The sequence below is a fragment of the Porcipelethomonas ammoniilytica genome (assembly GCF_025567485.1).
Lineage (GTDB): Bacteria > Bacillota > Clostridia > Oscillospirales > Ruminococcaceae > Porcipelethomonas > Porcipelethomonas ammoniilytica.
Map to the genome: position 1 here is coordinate 1 of NZ_JAOQKH010000027.1, position 2,331 is coordinate 2,331.

Here is a 2,331-nt window from a genome sequence, read left to right on the forward strand (position 1 = left end):
GCGTATTTTTCATATATGTCATCAAACGACTGATTATATGAATTTTCAATTCCTGAACAGCAGTTGTTGTATGCAGCTTCATCATCTGAAGCAATAGCGGCGATTACCCTGCAAACCATGATTTCAGGACTTTCGGCAAAGCTCATATCTTTTTCTTGTTTCTTGCTTTTTTCTGAACATGAACAGCAGAGTATTATTACTCCGGAGGTTAATATTGTTAATAGTTTTTTTAGTTTCATAAGGAGTTCCTTTCTTTAATAAAAATGTATAGCAAACTGTTGACATTGTATATACTATATGATATAATAAAAACAAAGGAGTGTGATATTATGACACAGATTAATTTTAGGGTAGATGAAGAAGTAAAAGAAAATGCAGAACGAGCATTAAAAGCAATGGGTCTGACAATGTCTTCAGCTATTACTATGTTTTTGGTGAAAGTTGGAAATGAACAGCGTATTCCATTTGAAATAACAGCTGATCCGTTTTATTCTGATAAAAATATACGTTATCTTGAAAAAATTGTATGCGATATAAATAAAGGTACGGCAAATTTTTCAGAACATCAATTGGCAGAGGTAACTGACGAATGAAATTGTTATGGGAAGACAGAGCATGGAATGACTATATATATTGGCAAGGACAAGATAAAAAAACATTGAAACGTGTCAACAAACTTTTAATGGATATTAGTCGAAATCCTTTTGACGGTATAGGAAAACCTGAACCTTTGAAGGGAAATCTAAGTGGATTATGGAGTAGGAGAATTGATGACAACGGTAATAGGATTGTCTATTATATAAGTAATGATATTGTGCATATAATAGCTTGTAAAGGTCATTATGAAGATTAAATCATAATGTAAATTTATTACGTGACTGCTGCAGTGGTGCAGCGGTCATTTTTTTGATATAATGTATACCAAATAATGGTTGATATGTTGGAAGTGTGTCAAGATCAACACTGTCAACCTTACAGATTTCCAAATTTAAATTTTGAGAAAACTTGATAAAATCATTTATATCTATGCGGAAATTTTCATTTCCTATCCAAATAACATTATTTATAGTTTTGACGTTTAAAACCATCATTGAACTATTAGAGTATCTGTAAATAACAAGAAGATAATTTTTAAACAGATAAATAGTATCGACGACAAAACAATACAGAATTTTTCATGATGTATCAAAAATTCTTTTTCATCTCTTTTAATTGATAATCCCCAAATATATACACAGCCAACAATTGCATATATTACCATACATAGATTTTCAAATTTATTAACGCCTGAAAAAGAACATAAATTAAAGAAAAACAGACATGGAAAAATTACCCCGCCGAATTGTTTTCCTTTATGTACTCGTTCATAATTTAAGTAAATAATACAACATACAAAGATCCCTACAGTCATACTTACATATTCATTTGAAGGAAAGAATGTAAATCCTAACAGAATACATAATACTGCATAACCTATATGTTTATGCTGATGATATTCTTGTAATAGAACGCTGAAAAATATTACTAATGATGTAATGATTGGCAGTATGAATCTTATAATATCAATAGGGGCATGTAATGCCATGTTTATCAAATCTTATCCCCCATTCTTATATAGATCGTGACTGCTGCAGTGGTGCAGCGGTCATTTGTTTTTGCATAGGTTTTTGCTGTGACAAAGATGGAATAAGCTGCGGATGGTTTCTGTCGGTAAAATTTCTAGTCACATTTTCTGCAATACTGCGAAGCTTATCCAAGTCTTTTTTATTCACTGTGAATGTTGTAAGGTTTGAATAAACCCTGCCGGAGAATGCAACGTTATTTTGCTGAAGCTTATCTGCAATCTGAGAAGCAATAGCGTTTGAGTATTTCAGATAAGACTTGTCCGATATTGCCTTGTATGGAGTATTACCGATAATATCACCGGCAGCTTTAGCAGATTGAATTCTTTCACCGATGGGAATTTCTTTCTTTATACCTGTAATGAGTTCGTGTGTACGTACAGCATTTTCAGCAACCTTATTCAAAGATTCATGATTGTATGTTTTGAAATATATATTATTATCTTTGAGCAGTTTGGTAATATCATTGTCTTTTTCAATTGACTGTTCCAGATTTTGAATTCTGCCTTCCTGTTCAAAGACTGCCGTATTACGTTCAACAACAAAGCAAAAATTATCATATTTATTGAATCTGTCTAATATTTCTTTTGTATAAGCTGTTTTATCGGGAGAATTAAGATAAATGGTATTTAAAAGCAGTGGGGCATCCGTAACAATGAAATCAACCTTTCCCATAAGCATATCCATACGCTTTTGTTGTTCTGCAAGA

Annotated in this window: 4 protein-coding genes; 2 read left to right on the top strand and 2 right to left on the bottom strand. The window is 32.0% G+C overall.

Annotated elements, in window-relative coordinates; all coding sequences use genetic code 11:
* On the bottom strand, positions 1-239 hold a 239-nt coding region (locus OCV67_RS12065; protein WP_147644206.1), incomplete at its 3' end, for a hypothetical protein.
* A 90-nt stretch (positions 240-329) separates the two neighbouring features.
* Here OCV67_RS12065 and OCV67_RS12070 point away from each other — a divergent pair.
* The gene (locus OCV67_RS12070; protein ID WP_147644207.1) at positions 330-593 is read left to right on the top strand and encodes a type II toxin-antitoxin system RelB/DinJ family antitoxin; all 264 of its coding nucleotides are present in this window, start codon (positions 330-332) and stop codon (positions 591-593) included.
* Positions 590-853 carry a Txe/YoeB family addiction module toxin gene (locus OCV67_RS12075; protein ID WP_147644208.1) on the top strand — a complete coding sequence of 88 codons (264 nt, stop codon included), beginning with the start codon at positions 590-592 and terminating at the stop codon, positions 851-853. Before OCV67_RS12070 ends, OCV67_RS12075 begins: the two co-directional genes overlap by 4 nt.
* 757 nt (positions 854-1,610) lie before the next feature.
* On the opposite strand, the gene OCV67_RS12080 is transcribed toward OCV67_RS12075, so the two are convergent.
* The coding region (locus OCV67_RS12080) for a hypothetical protein (RefSeq protein ID WP_178085133.1) at positions 1,611-2,331 on the bottom strand (721 nt) is incomplete at its 5' end.